This window comes from Mangrovibacterium sp. (assembly GCF_059905295.1).
In genome coordinates, this window is the sequence record NZ_JBZQJF010000141.1 from 1 (window position 1) to 22,962 (window position 22,962).

Sequence of the window (22,962 nt, forward strand, 5' to 3'; positions counted from 1 at the left end):
ATGCTGAATGAGTAACTACCGATGCGATGGAGCCTTCCGTCGATGCTAAACAGGTTTCCGTGCATGCGCTGCGACCTTCCGCCAGTACTTTTCACCCAACTACTAGTGCTAAATAAGTTGCCATCGATGCGAAATCGTTAACTACCTATGCTGAATTAACTTCCGCCAGTGCTAAATACCCAACTACAAGCTTCCGTCGGTTCTGAATTCCTTTCCGCCTATTTCAGTTCAACTTCAACCTTGAACTCAGGAGTTCGCAGCTCATCCGGCAGGTTTAGCAAGTCGGCAGTTGAAACTTTAATGCTCTCAGCCGGGATTCCCTGCCCCTCGAGATAGGTCAGAATCATTTGGTTTCGCTCATCCAGTAGGTTTTTAAATTCAGTGCGCACCCGGGTACGGTCAACCAATTTGCGGTACACATCCGGTAAGGCCAGCGTATCGGCACCGGCCACTTTAGTCGAAAGATATTGCACAAAAGCACCATCCTTATCATCCGGCAACGCAGTGGCACCGGTCGCTGCGACATAATCTTCTTTGACCAGTTTAGCCCGTAATAAATCGGTCTCTTCCTGTAAGTTGGTACGCTGAATGAAGCTAACCAGCAGGTCGGGCTTTTTCTTCATAATCTTCGTCAATGAATTCAAGGTGTTTATTTGGTCGGCCTTCAACGAATCCTGCAAGTAATCCAGACGAATAAGTTCTAATTTTTCCGGATCGGCTCCCACCAGCCCCGACATGGCTTTAAACGGCGACAAAGCTGCTTTGGAAAGCACATTCAGAAAAGCGCCCCATATTAATTTACCCAGCTTAAACTTCGGATCGGAGGTAGAGCCCGACACCGGCATATTGATATTAATATTATCATGGGCATCCTTCATAACATATAAGCCAAGGCGGATGGGCACTTTCATGTAAGGCTTGTCCGATGTCTTCTTCCCGAACTCAAGCTCTTTGATGTGGATATCATTGTCATTCTTCAGCTTCCCATTGCCCATTTTCACCGTAATGGCATAGTTAAACCAGCCTTGGGTAAATGGCGAGGCAATATAATACTCGGAATAGGGTGAGAAACTAACCAGGTCGACATCCTTGAGTTTGCCATCCAGGTAAAGGTCGAAGGGATCCTGCATGTTGACAACCGTTTTGCCGCTCAACTGCCCCGATTGATTAATATTCGTACTGAAGGTAATTGGCATATAAGTTGAGCTGTCCGACAAGTTTTGCAGTTCCACATTCATATCCGACAACCGGATCAGGCAGGGGCGGTGCAGTGTCCGGTCGGCAAAGCGAAGCTCACCTCGGTTCACTTTCAGGGTATCGATATCATAGGTCGTTGTAACCTGGTCGCCTTTTTGCATCGTTACCTGCACAACCTGTGTGGTATCTTCCTCGAGCAAGGGCGCAAAAAATTGCTCCACATTGGTTTCTTCTTTTCCGCGCGTTACCATCAAACTCGGCTCATCAATTTCGATGGACGAGAAGTCGAAGGCAAAATGCTTCATATCGATATTCTTCATGCGTGTCCGAATCTCGGGAACGGTCAGCAAGGTTTCGCCCTGGCTGTCAACAACCGAAGCATTGTGTAAACGGGCAAAACCGGTAATCTGCACATTCATCAGATCGTTCAAACTTCCCTGAATCTGAATAGTCGAATTGAGCAGTCCGTTGATTGACGAAACATCAAAGTAGTCGGTCAGGTAATTACTCACCGGATTTATCTGAAGGTCGGAAGTCGTCAGATCAACCTCATAATTTTTAGCTTCATTATCCACAATGGCATTCACGGTTACCTTTCCCTGGTCACCAATCGTGAAATCGGCCCCCACATTCGATTTTTTATTATCCCAGGCAATTAATGGTAAGTGGAAGTCCATGTTTGTAATCTTCACCCGGTTATCCACCGTCTGGTCATATAAGCGGACCTGCCCACCAGAAAGGCTTATGTTATACAGACTGAATTTTACGATAGCTGTATTCTCATCATTTGCTACCTTAACGGTATCCTCTTCAGGAATCAAGTCGCTGAAATTATAACCATTTTGATATTGTTCGACATTAACAAGCGGATCGATCAGGCTTATTTTCGAGAACGAATATTCTTTGTGCAACAGTTTCCATGGGCTAAAATCGATCTGCAACGATTTGAATGAGATAAAGCTGTCGACAGCATTCTTTTCATACAATACTACATTCTCGGCATCTACAGCCACATTCCAGTAGTCGAAATGCAATTCACTCATCGCCAGTTTTCTTCCGATCAACTCTTCGCTATGCTTAACCAGGTAATTTCGGGTGATTGTTGACAAAAAGAATAAAACAAGAAAAACAAGTAACAGCAGTCCTCCTAAAATATAGTAGCGCTTTTTCATGACTAAAACTGAATATTATTAAAATTTCTGATTCGCGAACACGTATGATAAAAGTAACACATAAAGATGCATTTTGTGCAAGCTATCATATAAATTTATTTAATCCGTAACCTCCTTAATTCGTCTTTTATGTTTAAATCTTTTTAAGGTTTCGGATTTCACTGATTTAGCTATTTTTGCAAAAATTTTTGAATCAATGGGAAGAAGCAGAAGAAACAAACCTTTTTTTGAAAACGTCGAGATCACCGACATCGGTGCCGAAGGTAAAGCAATTGCACGGGTAAACGATATCGTTGTATTCACCACCCATGTTGTCCCCGGCGACATTGTTGATTTGCAGGTGACGAAAAAACGCAAAAAGTACATGGAGGCGCGGGTGACCAACATCCACCAAAAGTCGAAAGACCGCCAGGAGGCTTTTTGCAAGCACTTTGGCACTTGCGGAGGCTGTAAATGGCAGTTTCTTCCCTACGACAAACAGTTATTTTATAAGCAAAAGCAGGTTGCCGATCAACTTCGCCGTTTAGGCAAAATTGAGCTTCCGGAGATTTCACCGATTTTAGGATCGGCCAAAGACACCTTCTACCGAAACAAACTCGAATTCAGCTTTTCGAACAAGCGCTGGCTTAGCTTCGACGAAATGGATGCTGAGTTGGAGCCCAAGCAAATGAATGCACTGGGATTTCACATTCCCGGTTTGTTCGATAAGATTATCGACATTGAGAAATGTTGGTTGCAGCCCGATCCGTCGAACCAGCTCCGCAACTTCATCCGAGATTATGCGCTCGAAAATAATCTGAGCTTCTTCGATATTCGTCAGCAGGAAGGATTCCTGCGCAATATGATCGTTCGTACCTCGTCGACCGGCGAAAACATGCTGATTATTGCCTTTTACCAGGAAGAAGAACCAGCACGCACAGCTTTGCTGCAAGCCATAGCCGACCAATTTCCAGAGCTAAGTTCAATCATGTATGTGATTAACGGAAAAGCCAACGATACCATTGCCGATCTGGACATTATACCATTTAAAGGCCCTGACCATATTTTTGAAGAAATGGAAGGTCTGAAGTTCAAGATTGGCCCCAAAAGCTTTTACCAAACAAACTCGGAACAAGCCTATGAACTGTATAAAGTTGCCCGCGACTTTGCAGAACTAACCGGCAACGAAGTGGTTTATGACCTGTACACCGGAACCGGAACAATTGCCAACTTTGTTGCCCAAAAGGCACAAAAGGTTGTTGGCGTTGAATACGTTCCCGAGGCTATTGAAGACGCCAAAGTAAACGCTGAAATAAATAAGATAGCCAATACACTTTTCTTTGCAGGCGACATGAAAGATGTGCTTAACGCTGATTTCATCAACCAACATGGGAAACCCGACGTGATCATTACCGATCCGCCGCGCGCCGGAATGCACGACGATGTGGTGAAGACCATTCTCGACGCCGCCCCTAAACGCATTGTGTACGTAAGCTGCAACCCGGCAACTCAAGCGCGTGATCTGGCTCTAATGGATGAACATTATAAGGTTACCAAAATACAACCGGTGGATATGTTCCCGCATACCCATCACGTTGAGAACGTTGTACAACTTATCCGAAAGAGCAATTGAACTTTTTAAATTTATATCCTGTTATCCAATAAGTAACAGAAAGAAAAGAGAAAATGATTGCGATTATTTCACCTGCAAAATCACTGGACTTTGACAGTCAACCAAAAGTAAAGAAATACAGCCAGCCTGCTTTTTTAAAGGAAGCTTCACGTATTAACGAGCGATTGAAGAATCTCGGTGAAACGGATTTGATTAAGCTTATGGGCATATCGGCCAAGTTGGCCAGACTAAATCTTGAACGGAATCTGGTCTGGTCGACGCCATTTACCGAAGAGAATTCCAAGCAAGCTGTTTTTGCATTTAACGGCGATGTATATGCAGGCATGCAGGCTGATTCGTTTACAGAAGAGCAAGTTGATTTTGCACAGGAGCACATTCGGATTTTATCAGGACTGTACGGGATACTAAAACCGCTCGACCTCATGCAGCCTTACAGGCTGGAGATGGGGACAAAGCTTTCGGTTGATGGCGCAAAAGATTTATATCACTTTTGGCAATCAACAGTTACCGGGGAATTAAATAAACAGGTTGAAGAAGCTGGTGGGACATTGATCAACCTGGCTTCAGCCGAATATTTCAAGGCTGTAGAACAAAAGAAGTTCAAAGGTACGATCATCACCCCGGAGTTCAAGGATAACAAAAACGGCAAGTATAAAATCATTTCGTTTTACGCTAAAAAAGCAAGAGGCTTAATGTGCCGTTTCATGGTTGAAAATAAGATTACAGATCCTGAAAGCCTGAAAGCTTTCGATATGGAAGGTTACTATTATAATAATGACCTGTCAAAAGGGAACAATTGGGTTTTTACGCGCGATTTATAGCAGAAACAGCTTTGACAAGAAGGCAAACAATCATTATTCAGGCATTCAAAGAATGTTCGTATCTTTGCTGCCCGTCCCTCATTTTTAGGGTCTGAGAAAAAAATATCATGGAAGATTCATTTAACGGAGATTTTGGCGGCTACCAACGCATCGACCGCTTTGACGAAAAAACAACACAAGAAATTGGTGAACATTATTCCCGCATTTTAAAATTATTAGGGGAAGACGTAAATCGTGAGGGACTCCAGAAAACTCCCCTTCGCGTTGCCAAGGCCATGCAATTTTTACTTCAGGGTTATGATCAGAAACCGGAAGAGATGTTAAAAGCAGCGATGTTTCGGGAAGATTACAGCCAGATGGTGATTGTAAAGGATATTGAAATTTACTCGATGTGCGAGCATCACATGTTACCTTTTATCGGGAAAGCCCATGTTGCTTATATCCCGGACGGCTACATCACTGGTCTCAGTAAAATTGCTCGTGTAGTTGATGCTTTTGCTCGCCGGTTACAGGTGCAGGAGCGCCTGACAAGTCAAATTAAAGATTGCATCCAAAAAACCTTAAACCCGTTGGGGGTTGCCGTGGTCATTGAAGCTCAACACCTTTGCATGCAGATGCGCGGCGTACAGAAACAACATTCAGTCACCACAACCTCCGATTTTACCGGAGCATTTAAGCATGTTGCAACCCGCGACGAATTTATACGTTTGATAAGCTCAAAATAAACCATCCATACCGTGCCGGAATCCTTTATTTCCGGCACTTTCTTTTGCAATAACCGTCTCTTGCTCCCATGAAAGCTATAATTTAACATTAGCACAACAAGCGGCTAAATTCCACCCCACTCCCAAACTCCAGGGATAAAGAACTACAAATCAAGCTGAAATAAGTTTCTTTTTTTTCACCAAGAAGAGTATTCCATAGCGATCACCGACAATACGTACAGATGATCGTTCAACTTGCGTAAAAAATCAGTTTCATTTTTCTAAAGGCCAATTTTTATATTATTTTTAACTCAGAATCCTCGTAATACGATGCAAATTCTAACGAAAAATTCAGGAATACGTAATTACTTGGAAACTATTTCACCATTAACGACATTAAACTATCACCATTGAATATGAAGAAGACAAACAAATTATTGGTTCTAGCTCTTTTAGCTGGAATTTTAGCCCCTGCATTCCAATCATGCACCGGAAAATCAAAAAAACAAGAAGCGACAAAAGTTGCTGAAGAAGAGATAGCTAAGGAAATTAAGGAGTATACTTATCCTCTTCCTTCCGCATTCGAAGTTACAAACATGCTGAATTCAATCGAGGCAAGTTATATTATCGATATTTCGAATGACCCAACAAAAGCGGAAAGCTATTTCGAGGAAAAAAGCAAGGCCGTCAACCTGGGGATTTATACTGTTGACCTGGCTTACGCTACAACGTACAACCAAAAAGCGGAAGTACAATCGTACTTTTCTGCTTGCGATCAATTGATCAGAGATTTGGACTTCACTTCGGCTTTTGCCGAAAATTTACCGGATCAAATTGAAGACAACCTGGACAACAAAGATAAACTGGTTGAGATTGTAACGGAAATGTTCCAAAATGCCTATTCTTATTTGAATGAGCAAGGTCGCACCAAGTTGTCCTACCTGATCCTGACTGGTTCGGTAGTTGAAGGTTTATACCTGACGACACACATTTCGGAGAACACTTTCCAAAATCCGGAAATCATCAAAGCTATTTTGTTCCAAAAGGATGCAATCGCCGAGATGAAAAAAATGATGGAACCTTATAAAGATTCTGAAACGTTGAAAGAAGCATACGCTGCAATTTCAAGCATCAATGCAATTTATGACATGGAAGAAGGTACAACAGCGATGACTGAAGCTCAGGTCAAACAGTTGACTGAAACCGTAACAAAGATCAGAACAGCATACGTTCAATAATGAATCCTAAGCAATAAGCATGATAGGGTTTTTGTAGCCGATTCCAACGGATACAAAAACCCTATTTTCATAATTAGCTCCATGTACGAAGGAATTATCGAAACCTTAATAAAGCTGTTTGCGATTATAACCAATTACGAAAAACGGTTATCGTCGGAAAACATGAACCTGGTTGAATCGTATCTGAAAGAGAATTTCAACCGGGAATTGGTCGATAAATACCTCAACATGTACCAAAGTTTTGTGGGCTATTACCACATCAATCACCGGGAGTTTTTTTATACCGATGAAGGCAGAGGCAAGCGCTTCATCAACCGAAAATACCTGAATCAGGTTTGTAGCGATATCGCGTTTAACTACGACCTGAACATCCGCTTCCTGATCGTCACACAGCTGTTCAACTTCATCAATAAAGCCACCGGCCTCAATCTGGACGATTTAAAAATGGTACATGTGGTGGCCATGGGGCTGAATATTGATGCCAAAGAATACAATAATTTTTACCGGTTTGCACTCTATCCCTTCCAAAAGGTAAAAGAGAAAAGCTGGCTCTTTGTAATTAACGGAGAGGAAAGCTACGAAGACGAAGAGATCAAACATCTTTACCGGTATAATCAGCGGGTAACAATTGAATTCATTCGGATTCCCAGCATTAACACCTTATTTTTCAAATACAACGGCCCACGAAACCTTTATCTGAACGGACACCGGCTGACACAACAACGCATATACATTTTCCCTCCGGGTGGCGTATTGAAAACGTCCCGGATTATTCCGATTTACTACAGCAGTGTGATGTCGCGGTTTATCCAGGCGACAGGTAAACCTATGATTGTTTTTAACGCTGAAAACATCGAATATCGTTTTAACCGTCGCGTTTTGGGCCTTCACGAGTTTAGCTTTCAGGAACGTTCGGGCGATTTAGTCGGAATATTGGGAGGTAGTGGCGTTGGGAAAACCACTTTGCTAAACGTCCTAAACGGGAAACTAAAACCCAGCGGAGGGAAGATAACCATCAACGGATATAACCTCCACAATCCGGAGAATGCAGAGAAACTAAGCGGCGTTATCGGTTATGTCCCCCAGGATGATCTTTTAATTGAAGAACTGACCGTATATCAAAACCTGCGTTTTAATGCCCGCTTTTGCTTCAGTGATTTTGACATGGATAAAATTGAAGAGATTATCGATCAAACGCTTGTCGACTTCGACCTGGTTGAAGCCCGCGATTTGGTGGTTGGCAATCCATTGAAAAAGATACTGAGCGGTGGCCAGCGGAAACGCCTCAACATTGCACTGGAGTTGATGCGTGAACCTTCGATTTTGTTTGTCGATGAGCCTACTTCTGGTTTAAGCTCGGCTGACTCCGAAAAGGTGATGTATCTTCTAAAGCGACAGTGTTTGAAAGGCAAACTGGTTTTTGCCAACATTCACCAGCCTTCGAGTGACATCTACAAATTGTTCGACCGCATTATTGTGATGGATAAAGGAGGGCGCGTAGTTTTCTTTGGCAACCCAATGGAAGCCATTACCTATTTCAAAAACCAGGCGAACTACGTTAATCCAGACGAAGCAGAATGTATGAGTTGTGGTACTGTGAAGACTGAACAACCATTGCAGATTATTGAAACACGCATGGTCGATCCTTTTGGGAAAAGCATCCGTCGTCGAAAGGTGTCGCCTGAGGAATGGTACCAGGCATACCGCGAAAAGGTTGAGCCCCGGGTAAGCGACTTCATGCGGACGAACCCTCCAACGAAGATTAAATTTCCCGAAAACCTGTTTAAAAAGCCGAAGTGGTTAGATCAGTTCAAGCTTTTCTTCCAGCGTGATGTTGCATCCAAGCGCTCCAACAGACAATATTTGGCCATTGCTTTTCTCGAAGCACCAATTTTAGCGCTGATTTTAGGATACTTCACCAAATTCTTCTATCAGGGAAAGTACATTTTTGCTGAGAATGACAACATCCCGGCCTACCTTTTCATGAGTGTGGTTGTTGCCTTATTTATTGGGCTAAGTATTAGTGCTGAAGAAATTTTCAAAGACCGGAAGATCCGTACCCGGGAAGAGTTTCTAAACCTGAGTAAGGGAGCTTACTTTGTTTCCAAAATCACGATCCTTTTTGCAATATCGGCCGTGCAGGTACTTTCGTTTGTACTCGTTGGCAACTACCTGCTAGAGATTAGAGATTTGACGTTCAGCTCCTGGGCAATCTTATTCTCAACAGCCTGTTTTGCAAATCTTCTCGGGTTAAACCTGTCGGCAGGCCTCGATTCTGCTGTTGCTATTTATGTGATGATTCCATTAATGCTGGTTCCTCAACTTCTGCTCAGCGGAGTGATTGTTGATTTCAACAAAATGCATAATTCAATTGCCAGCTACGACCATACCCCTATGATTGGTGATGCTATGGCCTCGCGCTGGTCTTACGAAGCATTGGCTGTTAACCAATATGCCAACAACTCATACCGTAAGTACCTATTTGATGAAGAGCTGGACAAGAACACCTGGGGATTCAGAACCTATTATTTTGTTCCCGAAGTTCAGAAATTGACACTAGCCCATGAGCGACTGATCCAAAATCAGGAACCGGAAGAAGCCTTGCTACTTGCTCCGTTATTATATAATTCCTTTGAAGAAATCAAAAAAACTCCAATTATAGCAAGCGACAGTGTTTCAGCGAACATTCAGCTATTCAATCAGGATGGACCAACACCAATCGACTACAAGGTATTGAAAGAATACCTGACGAAGGCTCAATCCGTTTATGAAGGTCTCTATCATGAGGCCAACGACCGCTTAAATGAAAAATACAATGCGCTACTGGCGATGTTTAACAATGATCCGGAGAAGCTGCAAGCATTTAAAAACCAACATACCAACAAGAAAATGGAACTGTTGGTACGCGATAAATATTCTCCCAATAAAATCTACATCTCCGACGACCGCTATCACCAAGGGGATGAGCCAATTTATCGAATTCCGTTTGAACATGACGGCCGGGCTCATTTTTATGCGTCTTATAAGTTTGTCGGGCCATTAAAAATACCAACAGTCATTTTCAATTTATTGGTATTGTGGCTATTTACGGCGATCCTCTCAGTTTCACTCTACTTTGATGTGTTGCGCAAGGTAATTACCTATGTAAACCGTTGGAGAATGACAAGGCAAGCGCAATTACGTGATCGGATTTTCTATAATCCAATGGCCTTTACAAAACCGGATCAAAGAAGAAAACACCAAGATCCTTCTACGAAGAAATAACCGAAGGGAAGATCGGGAAAAGATACTCTTGGGCTCCATTTCATAAAAACAATGATCGTCTTTGACATCAATCTAAAACCAAGCAGCTATTCAGATTATAGCCGGCTCCGTTATTGGGCGATAATAAGCCTGGTTACAAATTGGAGGGTAATAAAAGAGACTTTCAGAAAAACATCCATGCTTCCTGGGAATCCCGAACAGCAATGAAAATTAGAAAGCTTTCCGGACATGCTGTTGTCGAGTTATCAGAAGTTGTCGAGTTATCCTGCCACACATTTTCAGAGCAATAGTAGTGTTGTGGTGAACAAAGGATCCGACCTTTTCGAAAGATCGGAACCCTTGGAACCTGAAACTTAAAACTTGGAACCCCACCTTTACAAGAGAAGGCCGGGATGGGGCACCCTAATAAAATTGGAAACTAGAAGATACGAGACTTCAAAAAAAAGGAGTGAATGTACGATTAACATTCACTCCTTTCATTGACCACAACTCCCGACAATAGCCTCGAGAGCTGAAGAAAAATAAACACCGGTCTAATTCATAAAAAACTTCAGGCAAACCGGGCTGGGAATATCATAGCTCTTACCGGTAAAAGTCAAGCGACCGGTTTTTGCGTCCCTTTCAAAAACTGTAATATTATGACTATACTGATTAGCTACAAGTACAAACTTTCCATCGGGAGAAAGCGCAAAATTACGGGGCCAATTTCCATGTACAGGTTCATTTTGAATGAGTTTTAACATCCCGTCATCAGGATTACGTTCAAAAACGGCAATCGCATTTTCGCCTCTGTTCGAACCATAAACAAAACGTTCATCCGGACTAAGGTGAATATCAGCACCTGCTTTGGTTCCTTCAAAATCAGCCGGCAAGCTCGATGTTGACTGGATAACCTCGTACCCGGAATCTCCTTTTTTCAAGGTACTAACCATCGATGCCATTTCATTCATCACATAAATATATTGCTCGTCCCTGGTGTAAGCAAAGTGACGAGGACCAGCTCCCGGAGCTGTTTCGATGAATGGCTGAGCTGCAGGAACATATTTCATTGAATCGGAATTATAGACATAGAAAAACAATTTATCCAACCCAAGATCAGCATTCATTAATAAGCTGCCATCGCCGTTAAACTGCGAAGAATGTGCATGAGGCCCCTGCTGACGGACTGTATCGGGACCGGAACCGTAATGCTGGATCAATTGCGGAGCATCTGAAAGGCTTCCATCCTCGTTGATTGAGTAAATACTAATGCTTCCGCTCGTGTAATTCGAAGCAACGAGCGTTTTACCATTCGGAGAAATGGCGACATGACAAGGATGATTTCCCAAAGTCGCAACCTGATTCAACTTGGACAATGTCCCGTCTTTTTCAATTTCATAGGCTGTAACCGAGCCACTGTCTAGATTATTGAAGTCCTTGACCTCACTCACTGCATACAAATACTTCTGATCCGGGGAAATACAGATGAACGAAGGATTCGCCTTATTTTCAGTAACATTCTTAAAACTCAGATCCCCGGTTTCCGGATCGAAATTATAGGCATATATCCCTTCACTATTTTCGACAGAGTAAGTCCCCACATAAAGCGTAAGCATCTTTTTCTCAGGTTTACACGACACTAGAACAGCCAATAAAAGGCTAAAAATCAACAAATAAGATTTCATATTATTGGAATTAATTTTGATGCGAATTTGATTGTTCCTCTCTCTTCTGATTTAAAATTGCGAAATATTTATCCATAATCCGCTAAACTTTTTTGTAACTTGTTAAGATATAAACTAAACGTAAAAGCAGTATGAAAATAAAGGCTTTTTTACTTATCTCACTTTTGACAACCTTAGCCATTGCCGCACATAGTCAAAAATTAGTCGAAGTTTGGAGAACAGGTCCTCAACTAAAAACCCCTGAATCGGCACTTTACGATCCCGATCGTCAGATTATATACGTTGCCAACATCAACGGAAACCCAACTGAGAAAGATGGAAATGGCTTTATCGCCCAGTTAAACAAAGATGGAAGTGTTAAAAACATGAATTGGGTAACCGGACTGAATGCCCCCAAAGGAATGGCGATTCTGAACGGCAAACTTTATGTGTCTGACATCGACGAGCTTGTCGAGATAGATATTGCAAAGGCTGAGGTTGTAGCAAAATATCCGGCAGCAAAAGCCATTTTCCTGAATGATGTTGCAGCCTGTAAAAATGGAATGATCTTCGTTTCGGACAATCGCGCAGGTCGAATTTATGCTTTGAAAGACGGCAAACTGGACATATGGCTGGAAGGAGATGACTTCTTGCAGACAAATGGTCTCTTCACCGAAAACGGGGAATTGTACGCCGGATCAGAAGTAATCAAAGAGATTGATGTCAAAACGAAAGCAATAAAGGTTATTCAAACCGACTGCCAGGGTATTGATGGCTTAGCAAAGGACGAACTAGGGAATTTTGTCTTCTCGAATTGGGTTGGCCGAATCTTTTATCGCGAAAATGGAAAGCTAACCAAATTATGGGATTCAACTGCTGAAAAAATCAATACTGCAGATATCTTTTACGCAAAAAGTTTGAAATTATTACTGGTGCCAACCTTCTATAACAATCAGGTTGTTGCCTATAAAATAGAACATTAACCCCCAAACATCCGATTATGAAGAAAGGGAAAATAGCAGCAAAAAGCCCGATTATGCTGGAAATGGAACCGGGTACCTATTACTGGTGCAGATGCGGTTTAAGCTCCAACCAACCATTCTGCGACGGATCGCATAAAGTCACGGAGTTTACACCGGTACAAGTAAAAATTGAAGAGAAAAAACAAGTCTGGTGGTGCCGCTGCAAACAAACCGATAATCCACCATTTTGCGATGGCTCTCACAAAAAACTTTAAGTCCAATTTCAGGCGGAGCTAATTGACTCCGCCATTTTACATTCTTTAAAGTTCACTCAACATTTTTAATATTCCCCTCTCCCATTTATTTGTACCTTGCCGCCTCAAGCTGAAAATTACGCATGAGAAAATTAATTCCATTTTTCGCACTTATCGTATTAAACATCGGCGCTTATGCGCAAGATTCGACAAAAGTATCAACCTTTTACAGTCCAGAATTTAATTGGCATATCGACATTCCCCCCGGGTTCGAGGAAGTTGAGCCAGCTGTATGGGATATGCAAAAAGGAGTTCCCGACAGCCTGCAAACCGACAGTCTGCAAAACAGCTATCCCAAGACCATACTTGCTTTTAAAGGGGCCGATTATAACTATTTCGAATCGAACTGGCAATTATACGACCAGCAGGAAAAGGGCAATTATAAGGATCACTGTCAATCAGTCGCCAATCAGCTCTACCAAACTTTTGCCGGCCAATTTCCCGAAGCACAAATCGATACTGCTACAAGCAACCAATTGGTTGGTAGCCTCGAATTTGAAAAATTTGTTTTGAAGATGAAACTTCCCAACGGGGTTACACTCAACTCTTATATGTACAGCCGTTTGTTCGACGACAAAGAATTTTCGGCAAACGTATTCTACGTCAATAGCGAACTGGGAACCATGTTACTTCAATCCTGGTTGTATTCCCGTTTCGAATAAGAGACCTTGATCTTTGCAGATTATTGAAGAATAAAAAAAAGCTGCCCGTAAGGCAGCTTCATTTTTTATTGTTTTTGAAGATTGATGACTTCTTTCTGATCTCCCGAGGAGACTGAAATTTTCAACTCCTTTCCGGTTTTCTGAGCAACACCGTTCAAAACAGTACCATCCGGCTGAGTCCATTTCACCGAATAAACACCGGCAATATCCGATGACTTGATATCGGCAATCTTCTGCAATTTTTCATATCCCAATCCCTGTCCATTTAGGATGATCAAGCTACCTCCACCTTCTGCAACAACGTAATCAACCAAATATTTGTCGTTGAAATAGATGTTCTTTGGTTGATAGGGAGCTTCCTCACCTGCAGCAATTGCTACCGACGGGATTTTTTGAGCCGCAGTTGTTTCCTCTGTCATGGCTTTTTCCTTAGCTTGCTCAACAGGTTTTGCAGCTGTAGTAACTGCAACAGAGGCTGTTGCTTTGACATAAGAAGATTGCATCGCCGGCAATTCAGTAAAATCTTTTAAGGCATCCTCTATGGCTTCGGCATAACCTTGTCGAAATTCCTTGGACATGCCTGTTCCTTCAGCCGAAAACACTTCACGATTGGTACAATCTTTAAAATGAAGCAGCAACTTATTACGCAACAAAGAGTTTACCTTTTCAACACTTACAATGAGTGCATCGCAATAATCAGCGGGTCTCTCCGCAGTCTCAAACATGCAGGGAATAGACTTCAGCGTCAAATTTTTCTGAATTGCCGAACTAACCCCGTAAGGATTAATTCCCTTGCCAATTTCCGGTATTGTAGTCGGAATAATTACATATTTATAGTTTCCTTGTGCCCATAAACCGGTTACAATCGTCACCAGTACCACTACTAAAAAAAATCGTTTCATTATTTTTTGATTTATGATCTATTTCACTGTAATAATCTGAGTCAACACTTCCCTCGCGGAGCTAGCAAAGCTAGCACAAACTACTAATTTTTTACCATTAAAACGAATGCCTACCCTACCTTTAAATGAGGATTTATTTTCATTGTAAGCCCGATGAGCTCTTTTTTTGTTAGCAGGTCCCGGTTAACCCGGCAAAGAATTAGGTATATCATCGGAAATACATTATTTTTCCTGAGAGATATTAATAACCTGAGTTCGATTCTAAAATGATTCACAGCTTTAACTATTTTTGAACAGAACATGAACAGATCTCTGAAATTCATCAGCATATCACACCATACAACCAGTCTGATTCAACAAGAATGTTTTCATCTTACACCAATCCGCCAATACCAATGGTTTGGACTGCTTCGCCGGAAGTTCACCGACATAAGCGGACTAATGATTCTCTCAACCTGCAACCGCACCGAAATATACCTGGAATCGAAAGAAACGAAAGCTGAAGAAGTTCGGGATTTCTTTTCTTGTCAACAACGAGAATACGAAGATGCCGGGAAAGCAGAACTGTTCGCAACAAGTAATTCGACCATGAAAACCATGACACATTTGTTGGAAGTGGGCAACGGATTACAATCGGTGATTATCGGTGATTTGGAGATCATGGGACAGTTGAAAAAAGCCTGGCAACAAAGCATCCAGCTAAACGCACAAGGTTCGCTGTTGGAGCGAGCGATACAAGCTGCCTTCAGAACACATAAGCGAGCGGTGAACGACAACCGCTATAAACTTACGACAATAGATGCAACGGCTACAAAGAACCCGTTATACAAACTCGCGTCTGTCAAACTGGTCGAAAGAATAATCAAGGAAGAAGTTTTCGTTTTTTCGGTCTGGCTAAAAAGACAGGCTGTTCGGGAGCTCTTGATAAAATGCACGAAACCCAATCAACACCTTAGCAGGTATAGCCCGTTAAATATCAAATCACTTCAAAAACTAAACACAAAAGAATTTGAACGCCTTGTCAACCGAATAAGCGACAAACTTGTTAAAGAAACACCAATGGCTGTTTTCAGGAAAAAACCTGACGAAATAAGTGCACAAAACTTAACAAGCATCGTAGATTTAGTTACAACTCAGCAAAATCAATATGAAGAGAACAGGAGTATTAGTTGTTAATTTAGGAACACCTGATTCATACAATAAAAAAGATGTTGCCACCTACTTACGGGAGTTTTTAATGGACGGCCGTGTAATCGACATCGCCCAGTGGAAACGATGGTTACTCGTCAATCTGATTATCGTTCCGTTCCGATCACCTAAGGTTGCACGCGAATACCAAAAATTGTGGTTAGAGAATGGTTCACCACTAATGGTTTACGGAACAGACCTGGTAGACAAACTAAATCAAAAATTCGACGATTCAGTTGTCATTGAGTTGGCCATGCGCTATCAAAAACCGTCGATCCAAACAGGACTGGAAAAATTGCGCCGGGCAAATGTTGAAGAAATCATCATCTTCCCCCTGTTTCCGCAATATGCATCGGCAACAACAGGATCAGTAGCGGAGAAGGTCATGGAGCTTGTTGCAAAATGGAACGTCATCCCAACGATAAAAGTGATAACCAGTTATCATGATGATGCTCAATATATCGGGAACTTTGCCGATAAAATTAACGCCGACATCCAGAAGTTCAGTCCCGATCATATCTTATTTAGCTATCATGGCATTCCTGAAAGACATCTGGAAAATATGAACGAAAAGGGCTTGGAGCTTTGTGCTCAATGTATGGGCGATAGCTGCAATCAAGGCCATAAAAAGCGATACTGCTATCGCTCGGCTTGTTTCGAAACTACCCAATTAATTGCCGATAAACTGAAGTTGAAAGCAGACAGCTATACAACGTCATTCCAAAGCCGATTGGGAAAAGATCCATGGATTAAACCCTATACTGATGCGACGATTGAAAAACTAGCGCAAAAAGGAATAAAAAATCTGTTAGTGGTTTCACCATCTTTTGTTGCCGATTGTTTGGAAACAACACTTGAGATCGGTGAGCAATACCGGGATTTATTCATTGCGAAAGGTGGAAAAACATTCAACTTTACAAAAAGTCTGAATGCCGATGATGCATGGGTGCAGACCATCAGTAATTTGCTGACCCGCGAAATAAAAAAGAACCGGCCACTGCAGCCTGTAAAACCCGAACGCAATATCACCGATTTAAGTTCCCTAAATAGTAATTAGCCTCTTGCGGACATAAAAGGTGTATGAAATCAGCCTTGGTTGGAGTAACCAAAGCTGATTTTTTATTTCCTTTGTCCATAATCGCCGCCTTATTTTTACCACATCCCCACAGTTTTAGCTATTTTTGTCCGCCAAAACAATAACATCGTCATGCTAAAATATTCAAGCCTTCTCATCGCACTTATTCTGATTTGCGGAACACTCTCAGCACAAAAAAGTAAGAAACTTTTTAACGGCGAAAACTTATCGGGCTGGTACGCCTTTTCGAAAGAAGATGGTAAGCTAACAAACGGGGAGGATCTTTTCCACGTTTCCAATCATATGGTTCGACTTTACGGGCCTAAAGCCGGATATCTCATGAGTAAAAAATCGTTTTCAGATTTTGTTTTAAAGGCTGAATTTCGCTGGAATACAAATGAAAAGTTCGAACGAAAAAGTCAGCGAAAAAACAGCGGATTGATGTACCTGGTTCCCAAAACTGCAAAAGATACACTTTGGCCGCAAGGCATTCAGTTTCAAATTAAAGAAGGAGCAACCGGTGATTTCATCCTGCTGCAAAACGTAACTCTTGAACAAGACGGCGCACGCAATGAGCCGGGCCGAAGTGTTGTTCTGAAGAATACAGAAAATGCTGAAAATGCAGCAGGTGAATGGAATAAAATTGAAATACGGGTTGAAAACGGACATATTAGCCAATACCTGAACGGGAAGCTTGTGAACGAAGGGCGTTACCCATCAGTTACAAAAGGGCGTATTTTGTTACAATACGAAGGATACCCAATCGACTTTAGGAACATCGAAATTCAGAAATTATAAACTCAGACATAACCCAAACTAAAATGAATCCAAAACAACTGGTTGGTGAAAAAGCAACCGAGTACATTAAGGATGGTATGATTGTTGGCCTGGGAACAGGTTCAACGGCCTACTGGGCAATTCAAAAAATTGGACAATTGGTGAAAGCAGGATTGAACATTCAATGTGTCCCAACATCCAAAGCAACAGAGCAGCTGGCCAAGGAGCTCCATATTCCACTGTTGAATATTGCCGATGTGCGCTCAATTGATGTCACCATCGATGGTGCTGATGAATTTGATCCTCAAAAGCAACTCATCAAAGGTGGTGGAGGTGCTTTACTGCGCGAAAAAATCGTCGCTTCCATTAGTCAGGTTTTTATTTGCATTGCGGATGCCAGCAAAAGTTCTGCCGTTTTGGGCAGTTACCCGCTTCCGGTTGAAGTTACACCATTTGCTCACCAGCTAACAGCTTACCAACTCGAAAAACTAGGCTGTTCTCCACAACTGCGCATGCAGGGTGACCAACCATTTGTAACAGATAACCAGAATTATATTGTCGACTGTAAATTCGATACGATCGAAGATCCGGCAGCATTAACAGTCAAGATTAATCAAATTCCGGGTGTTGTTGAAAACGGCTTATTTGCCAATATTGCCACCCGAATTGTGTGTAATACCGAAGATGGTGGTATTACTGTTATCGAGTAAAATTCTATAACTATTCTAAATACGAAAGGCTGTCCGTTTGGACAGCCTTTACTTTTTTCTTGAAATAAAATGGGCTTATTTAGCCGAAAACTTGTAAATCGTTGTTGTATGTAAGGTATCGCCCGGCATCAAAATAGTATTCGGGAAATTCGGGTGATTAGGTGAATCCGGGTAATGTTGTGTTTCCAAACACAAACCGGTTCTGTATGCGAAAGGCTTACCATACTTACCAATTAATGAACCATCCTGGAAGTTACCTGAATAGAACTGGATCGCTGGTTCTGTCGTGTAAATTTCCATATAACGACCTGATTCCGGCTCATAAAGGCTACCGGCTAAAGTCATCTCTTCAGCATTCTGATCCTTATTCAAAATAAAGTTGTGGTCGTAACCCAAACCAAGTTTGATAGGCTCATAATCTGAGTTAATACGCTGACCAATTGCTGTTGGAGTAGTGAAATCCAGATCAGTTCCTTTAATTGAGGCAATCTCGCCGGTTGGAATTAACTCGTTATCAATAACGGTTGTTGAGTCAGCATCCAAATACAAAACATGGCTCAAAATATCGCCGTTACCTTCACCTTTCAGGTTGAAATAAGTATGATTTGTCAGGTTGAACGGACAAGCTTTGTCAGTCGTTGCTTCGTAGTCAATTTTCAGTTCATTATTATCCGTCAAAGTGTAAGTCACCTTCACATCTTTATTACCGGGAAAACCAAATTGTCCATCCGGACTGTGAATACTCATAACCACCGCTTGTCCTTCTGGTGTAACTTTTTCCTCTGCATCAAAAATACTATGCTTAAATCCAATAGGACCATCGTGCAGGCAATTTCCATGGTCATTTGCCGGCAAGTGATAAGTCGTTGTATCAATGGTGAAGGTTGCATTACCAATCCGGTTCGCATACGGTCCAATAATTGCACCGTATTCATTATTCACATCCAAATATTCCTTAATAGACTTCCATCCAAGCGCCACATCAGCCATATTTCCATCGCGATCAGGTGCTAGAATAGAAACGACTTTACCGCCATAGTTTGTAATAGCTACTTTCATCCCGTTGGTATTCTCCAGAATGTACAAATCAGTTTGTTTACCGTCAACGGTAGTTTCAAAGTCAGCCTTCGTGTAAGGCATGAGCTTTTCCTTAGCCGGCTGCTGACAAGAAGCAAAAGCCAGAACTAATAATAAGAAAGGAAGTCTTCTCATAAGTAATGAATTAAGTTATTTCGTTTTATTTGTTTATGCGTTTGGAATAACAAAGGTTAAAAATACTTTTAAAATCGCCAACTGTTTAATTTAATAATCTACACCAATTTCTCTTGTTTAAAAACATGAGTTGAATGTTCGAAATCATTCCGTCAACCAAAGCTACTTTTTTATTACAAAATACAGCTCTGATTTACTCATCTTCGAACTCCAACAAAACAGATCTGCCTGACAGTTCCTGTCATCGACGATTAAAAGTTTATCTTTGTTACTTCAAAAAAATGAGCGATGACTAAGGCCGTACCCCGTATTTTATTGAAACATGACGAGCGGATTATTGCAACCCGCAGTCTGCAGGCACGCCCTGCTGTTTTTGTTGATCCGCCACAACAATTACATCCCGAACTGAAGAACTGGATGCACCAAAACGGGTACAGCAAACTATACTCGCACCAGGGAGAGATGTTCGAAAAGGCACATGCCGGTAAGAGTGTGGTTATCACTACCGGTACAGCTAGTGGAAAGTCGTTGTCATTTTACTTGCCGGTAGTTCAGCGAATTTTGGAAAACCCATCGAGGCGAGCTATGTTTATTTATCCGACCAAAGCACTCACAAAAGACCAGTTTCGAAACATCCGGGAATTTGTAGCTTTCTTCGGCGAGAATCGGATTCAGGCCGGCATCTATGATGGCGATACTTCTCCCAACGAGCGAAGTCGTATCCGCGAGCAGGCCAATATCATCCTGACCAACCCGGATATGATCAACGCCAGCTTTCTGCCAAACCACAACAAATATGGATTTCCACACCTTTTTGCCAACCTCGACACGATTGTGATCGACGAGCTACATGCTTATCGGGGTGCATTTGGCTCTCATGTGTCGAATGTTTTTCGGCGGCTTTTACGCATCTGCGATTATCATGGCAACCGCCCCAGGTTTTTGTGTAGCTCGGCAACGATTGCAAACCCGTTGGAATTGGCTGAGAACATTTGCCATACCGCCTTTGAACTGGTCGACCGGGACGGATCCCCGACTCCCGCCAAGCACATTCACTTCTTTCAACCCGAATATTTAGAAAAAGCAAAACGGAAGAAAGCTGTTACCGAAGAGTTAAGAGCCCTGCTGCCGGAATTTGTGCTATCCGGTGTTCGATCAATTACCTTTTGCCAATCGCGGCGCGAAACAGAAATTGTGACCAAAGAAAGCCGTGATGTGCTGGCCTCCGACCCCATGGAATACGGCATTAACATGTCCGATAAAATATCGGCCTACCGGGGTGGTTACTCACCTGTTGAACGCGCGAAAATTGAACAGGATTTGGTCGATGGTGCCTTGCTAGGTGTTGTTTCAACCAACGCTTTGGAACTAGGTATCGACATTGGCACACTGGATGCAGTGATTATGGGGGGATTTCCCGGAACAAGAGCCAGCTTTTGGCAGCAATTGGGACGCGCCGGCCGAAGCGGATCTGAAGCACACGCCGTAGTTATGCTGAAAGAAAAACCTCTTGACCAATATGTGGGGAATCATCCGGATTGGCTATTAAATACCGACTCGGAAAATGCCATCATCGATCGCGATAATTTGTATATCCAGCTGTCGCATATCCGTGCAGCATCAGCAGAGCTACCTTTAACAATCGACGATATTGCCAGCTTTCCCGATTTGGGAGAGATCATCCCGCTACTTCAGCAAGAAGGTGAGCTAATTGAGCAAAACAACACTTACCAATGGAGCGGCGACATATCCCCTGCCCACGAAATCAGCCTTCGTAATATTACGGGCGACACCATCAAGATTGTTGACATGGACAAACAGGAAACAATCACGGTTGTCGACACGATCCAGGCTAAAAAAGAATTTTATCCGGGAGCTATTTATCTGCACGACAGTGTTCAGTATAAATCAATCAAGCTGGATTTGGAGAGCAAAACAGCTTTTATTAAAGAAGTCAATTCAAATTACTATACCGAACCTCACAAACCGGGTGAGATCGTCGTTTTAACCGAACACGAGCATGAAAAAGAGCATCGTATCAACCGGTTCTTTGGAGACGTTCGGGTCACAGTAATGGTGACCGGCTTTAAAATGATCGAGTTTAACACGCATCAAAACCTCGGCTATACCGAGTTGGCTGAAATACTCCGCACAAAAATGGATACCGAAGCTTGCTGGATCGAAATCCCCGATATCGTGGTTCGGACCTTTGTGGCAACAGGCAAAGCTCCAGCATTGGAGCAAGGTGCCCCGGAAGGAAAGGTGCCCCGTTTCGACTACAGCGAAGGATTGGTGCACTGCCTTAAAGCAGCGGCATCCATGCAGGTCATGGCTACAGAAAGCGACATGGGAGGCGACATCTTTTCCTTTGTCGATACCGAAAGCAAGCGAACCAAATACGCCGTTGTTCTTTACGACAGCTACCCGGGAGGCTTGGGTTTCTCCGAAAAGGTATTCGAGTACATGGGGAAAATCATTCAAAATGCAGGCACCATGGTCAAAAGCTGCAGTTGTAAAAATGGTTGTCCGGTTTGTGTGGGCGATGCACGCATCGATAAAAACCTCATCCTTTGGGCACTCCGAAACTTCTTCAAAGAACTCCCATCTCCACTTTCAGGCGTCATTGGCGAACGACTCAACCAACCGCAGGAATCAGCCCTTCCAAAACTAAAGTGGAACGAGCTAAAGTCAAATTGGGAGGAATTATTAAGCCGCTTCGAACAGGAAAACCGCTTTGGAGCCAAATTCCTGAAAGAAGTACTGCGCGTAGAGCAAACCGCCGAAATGATCATCCTTTATCTACCAACAAGCATTCTGAAAATTGCCAACAACGACACGGTGATTAAAGGCTTGAAATCGGAGTTGTTGCATTTAGTCGAAACACCGGAAGTGTTCACCTTGTCTCTCCGTGCTGGTGATGAAACAGATCACCGAAAAGAGTTAAAAATTCGACGAATGCTGGGCGGCAATGAGGAAGAGGAGAAGTAAAGAGACATGAGTATTGAGAAAGAGGTATTCAATTCTAAAGAGGAAGAGAATTGACTGATCACCTTTACCCGACACTTGATATATATAAGAAAGAATACCCTTGTTCCCCAGTTAACGCTAAAGTTTTGATTTCAGGTGGGTGGGCCGTCAAAACGCCCGGCTGAGGGTTCGTTTTGACTACCCCGAGAATTCGGGGTTAGCCTCCTTTTCATCAATTGGAAAAGGAGGGGCCAGTCCGGCCTTAGGACAATAATGAGAAAAAACATTCATAATTCGGAAGGAATCTCCAACAGGGATGAAAGTGGATTCTTTTGAATCAGATTGACCCTCCCATTCCGACAAAGACAAGAATTTCCCTCCCTCGCGAGGAAGGGCCAGGGTGGGTACATTACATACAAAGTATAAACAGCAAAGACTTTCACCGAAAAATCTAGTCAACCTTCCTCAGCAACGCTTTGGCAAAAGCTCTGGAGAACGACTTCTCTCCAACTGAGTCAAAGGCGCAAACCAACTCTTTCTCC

At 42.6% G+C, this 22,962-nt stretch carries 17 protein-coding genes; 13 read left to right on the forward strand and 4 right to left on the reverse strand.

The window, feature by feature from the left end; translation table 11 throughout:
- Positions 1–218 precede the first annotated feature (218 nt).
- Positions 219–2,369 (reverse strand): DUF748 domain-containing protein, encoded by a 2,151-nt coding sequence (locus AC37HE_RS07460; protein WP_500782180.1) that lies wholly within the window; start codon positions 2,367–2,369, stop codon positions 219–221.
- Positions 2,370–2,565: 196 nt separating this feature from the next.
- Between AC37HE_RS07460 and rlmD the strand changes: the two genes are divergently transcribed.
- From rlmD to AC37HE_RS07485, 5 genes are all read left to right on the forward strand, one after another.
- Positions 2,566–3,981 (forward strand): 23S rRNA (uracil(1939)-C(5))-methyltransferase RlmD, encoded by a 1,416-nt coding sequence (gene rlmD / locus AC37HE_RS07465; protein ID WP_500782181.1) that lies wholly within the window; start codon positions 2,566–2,568, stop codon positions 3,979–3,981.
- 53 nt (positions 3,982–4,034) lie between these two features.
- Positions 4,035–4,802 (forward strand): peroxide stress protein YaaA, encoded by a 768-nt coding sequence (gene yaaA, locus AC37HE_RS07470; protein WP_500782182.1) that lies wholly within the window; start codon positions 4,035–4,037, stop codon positions 4,800–4,802.
- A gap of 107 nt (positions 4,803–4,909) precedes the next feature.
- Positions 4,910–5,527 carry a GTP cyclohydrolase I FolE gene (folE, locus tag AC37HE_RS07475; protein ID WP_500782183.1) on the forward strand — a complete coding sequence of 206 codons (618 nt, stop codon included), beginning with the start codon at positions 4,910–4,912 and terminating at the stop codon, positions 5,525–5,527.
- Positions 5,528–5,922: 395 nt separating this feature from the next.
- On the forward strand, positions 5,923–6,744 hold the full coding sequence (locus tag AC37HE_RS07480; protein WP_500782184.1) for a hypothetical protein: 822 nt from the start codon (positions 5,923–5,925) through the stop codon (positions 6,742–6,744).
- An 81-nt stretch (positions 6,745–6,825) separates the two neighbouring features.
- On the forward strand, positions 6,826–10,008 hold the full coding sequence (locus tag AC37HE_RS07485) for an ATP-binding cassette domain-containing protein (RefSeq protein WP_500782185.1): 3,183 nt from the start codon (positions 6,826–6,828) through the stop codon (positions 10,006–10,008).
- 533 nt (positions 10,009–10,541) lie between these two features.
- Here AC37HE_RS07485 and AC37HE_RS07490 read toward each other — a convergent pair.
- Positions 10,542–11,672, reverse strand: coding sequence for a lactonase family protein (locus tag AC37HE_RS07490; RefSeq protein WP_500782186.1), 1,131 nt, complete (start codon positions 11,670–11,672; stop codon positions 10,542–10,544).
- A gap of 131 nt (positions 11,673–11,803) precedes the next feature.
- Here AC37HE_RS07490 and AC37HE_RS07495 point away from each other — a divergent pair, with 131 nt between their 5' ends.
- From AC37HE_RS07495 to AC37HE_RS07505, 3 genes are all read left to right on the forward strand, one after another.
- Positions 11,804–12,634 carry an SMP-30/gluconolactonase/LRE family protein gene (locus AC37HE_RS07495; protein ID WP_500782187.1) on the forward strand — a complete coding sequence of 277 codons (831 nt, stop codon included), beginning with the start codon at positions 11,804–11,806 and terminating at the stop codon, positions 12,632–12,634.
- 17 nt (positions 12,635–12,651) lie between these two features.
- Positions 12,652–12,888 (forward strand): CDGSH iron-sulfur domain-containing protein, encoded by a 237-nt coding sequence (locus AC37HE_RS07500; RefSeq protein ID WP_500782188.1) that lies wholly within the window; start codon positions 12,652–12,654, stop codon positions 12,886–12,888.
- 122 nt (positions 12,889–13,010) lie between these two features.
- Positions 13,011–13,589: a hypothetical protein gene (locus tag AC37HE_RS07505; RefSeq protein WP_500782189.1), complete on the forward strand. Its 579-nt coding sequence runs from the start codon at positions 13,011–13,013 to the stop codon at positions 13,587–13,589.
- Positions 13,590–13,654: 65 nt separating this feature from the next.
- Here AC37HE_RS07505 and AC37HE_RS07510 read toward each other — a convergent pair whose 3' ends face one another.
- Positions 13,655–14,491 (reverse strand): hypothetical protein, encoded by an 837-nt coding sequence (locus tag AC37HE_RS07510; protein ID WP_500782190.1) that lies wholly within the window; start codon positions 14,489–14,491, stop codon positions 13,655–13,657.
- Positions 14,492–14,791: 300 nt separating this feature from the next.
- Here AC37HE_RS07510 and AC37HE_RS07515 point away from each other — a divergent pair, with 300 nt between their 5' ends.
- The 4 genes from AC37HE_RS07515 to rpiA all read left to right on the forward strand — a co-directional run bounded on the left by AC37HE_RS07515 (position 14,792) and on the right by rpiA (position 18,241).
- Positions 14,792–15,667 (forward strand): glutamyl-tRNA reductase, encoded by an 876-nt coding sequence (locus AC37HE_RS07515; RefSeq protein ID WP_500782191.1) that lies wholly within the window; start codon positions 14,792–14,794, stop codon positions 15,665–15,667.
- Entirely contained in the window at positions 15,639–16,736 is a 1,098-nt protein-coding gene (hemH, locus tag AC37HE_RS07520) for a ferrochelatase (protein ID WP_500782192.1), read from the forward strand. The genes AC37HE_RS07515 and hemH overlap by 29 nt, the downstream gene beginning before the upstream one ends.
- A gap of 150 nt (positions 16,737–16,886) precedes the next feature.
- Positions 16,887–17,552, forward strand: coding sequence for a 3-keto-disaccharide hydrolase (locus AC37HE_RS07525; protein WP_500782193.1), 666 nt, complete (start codon positions 16,887–16,889; stop codon positions 17,550–17,552).
- Positions 17,553–17,575: 23 nt separating this feature from the next.
- Entirely contained in the window at positions 17,576–18,241 is a 666-nt protein-coding gene (gene rpiA, locus AC37HE_RS07530) for a ribose-5-phosphate isomerase RpiA (protein WP_500782194.1), read from the forward strand.
- A 75-nt stretch (positions 18,242–18,316) separates the two neighbouring features.
- Here rpiA and AC37HE_RS07535 read toward each other — a convergent pair whose 3' ends face one another.
- The gene (locus AC37HE_RS07535; RefSeq protein WP_500782195.1) at positions 18,317–19,453 is read right to left on the reverse strand and encodes an aldose epimerase family protein; all 1,137 of its coding nucleotides are present in this window, start codon (positions 19,451–19,453) and stop codon (positions 18,317–18,319) included.
- A gap of 288 nt (positions 19,454–19,741) precedes the next feature.
- Between AC37HE_RS07535 and AC37HE_RS07540 the strand changes: the two genes are divergently transcribed.
- Positions 19,742–22,441, forward strand: a complete 2,700-nt coding sequence (locus AC37HE_RS07540) for a DEAD/DEAH box helicase (RefSeq protein WP_500782196.1) — start codon at positions 19,742–19,744, stop codon at positions 22,439–22,441.
- The last annotated feature ends 521 nt before the right edge of the window (positions 22,442–22,962 follow it).

What these genes read in the sequence shown, in the direction of transcription:
- AC37HE_RS07460 (WP_500782180.1), bottom strand. Translation starts at nt 2,369, where the DNA reads ATGAAAAAGCGCTACTATATTTTAGGAGGACTGCTGTTACTTGTTTTT.
- rlmD (WP_500782181.1), top strand. Translation starts at nt 2,566, where the DNA reads ATGGGAAGAAGCAGAAGAAACAAACCTTTTTTTGAAAACGTCGAGATC.
- yaaA (WP_500782182.1), top strand. Translation starts at nt 4,035, where the DNA reads ATGATTGCGATTATTTCACCTGCAAAATCACTGGACTTTGACAGTCAA.
- folE (WP_500782183.1), top strand. Translation starts at nt 4,910, where the DNA reads ATGGAAGATTCATTTAACGGAGATTTTGGCGGCTACCAACGCATCGAC.
- AC37HE_RS07480 (WP_500782184.1), top strand. Translation starts at nt 5,923, where the DNA reads ATGAAGAAGACAAACAAATTATTGGTTCTAGCTCTTTTAGCTGGAATT.
- AC37HE_RS07485 (WP_500782185.1), top strand. Translation starts at nt 6,826, where the DNA reads ATGTACGAAGGAATTATCGAAACCTTAATAAAGCTGTTTGCGATTATA.
- AC37HE_RS07490 (WP_500782186.1), bottom strand. Translation starts at nt 11,672, where the DNA reads ATGAAATCTTATTTGTTGATTTTTAGCCTTTTATTGGCTGTTCTAGTG.
- AC37HE_RS07495 (WP_500782187.1), top strand. Translation starts at nt 11,804, where the DNA reads ATGAAAATAAAGGCTTTTTTACTTATCTCACTTTTGACAACCTTAGCC.
- AC37HE_RS07500 (WP_500782188.1), top strand. Translation starts at nt 12,652, where the DNA reads ATGAAGAAAGGGAAAATAGCAGCAAAAAGCCCGATTATGCTGGAAATG.
- AC37HE_RS07505 (WP_500782189.1), top strand. Translation starts at nt 13,011, where the DNA reads ATGAGAAAATTAATTCCATTTTTCGCACTTATCGTATTAAACATCGGC.
- AC37HE_RS07510 (WP_500782190.1), bottom strand. Translation starts at nt 14,491, where the DNA reads ATGAAACGATTTTTTTTAGTAGTGGTACTGGTGACGATTGTAACCGGT.
- AC37HE_RS07515 (WP_500782191.1), top strand. Translation starts at nt 14,792, where the DNA reads ATGAACAGATCTCTGAAATTCATCAGCATATCACACCATACAACCAGT.
- hemH (WP_500782192.1), top strand. Translation starts at nt 15,639, where the DNA reads ATGAAGAGAACAGGAGTATTAGTTGTTAATTTAGGAACACCTGATTCA.
- AC37HE_RS07525 (WP_500782193.1), top strand. Translation starts at nt 16,887, where the DNA reads ATGCTAAAATATTCAAGCCTTCTCATCGCACTTATTCTGATTTGCGGA.
- rpiA (WP_500782194.1), top strand. Translation starts at nt 17,576, where the DNA reads ATGAATCCAAAACAACTGGTTGGTGAAAAAGCAACCGAGTACATTAAG.
- AC37HE_RS07535 (WP_500782195.1), bottom strand. Translation starts at nt 19,453, where the DNA reads ATGAGAAGACTTCCTTTCTTATTATTAGTTCTGGCTTTTGCTTCTTGT.
- AC37HE_RS07540 (WP_500782196.1), top strand. Translation starts at nt 19,742, where the DNA reads ATGACTAAGGCCGTACCCCGTATTTTATTGAAACATGACGAGCGGATT.